We start from the raw sequence: 235 nt of genomic DNA, 5'->3' as shown, positions 1-235 counted from the left end.
ACCAGGCCAACCGATGAGGTCGCCGAGATGCTGCGTATGCGATTCGAAGAAGAACAGTCCTTGCGAACGATCGGAGAACACTTCAACGTCACCCATTCGACCGTCAGCAACATCGTCCAGAAAGCCGAATCCGTCGTGAACGACGCGCCGGCCGACCACGACTGGACCGAAGCGCTCATCCCGACGTACGCCTGACCCATCCAAAAAGGTGACCCTGACAGTGCGCTAACACCGT

Annotated in this window: 1 protein-coding gene; it reads left to right on the top strand. The window is 58.3% G+C overall.

Going from position 1 to position 235, the window contains the following annotated elements; all coding sequences use genetic code 11:
* Window positions 1-195: sigma factor-like helix-turn-helix DNA-binding protein (locus CVH10_RS24495; protein ID WP_219925121.1), on the top strand; the 195-nt coding region annotated here is incomplete at its 5' end.
* Window positions 196-235: the final 40 nt, after the last annotated feature.

Origin of the sequence: Halomonas sp. ND22Bw (assembly GCF_003011945.1) — a bacterium.
In the GTDB taxonomy this organism is placed as follows: Bacteria; Pseudomonadota; Gammaproteobacteria; order Pseudomonadales; family Halomonadaceae; genus Halomonas; species Halomonas halophila.
This window is presented reverse-complemented; position numbering and strand designations above follow the sequence as displayed.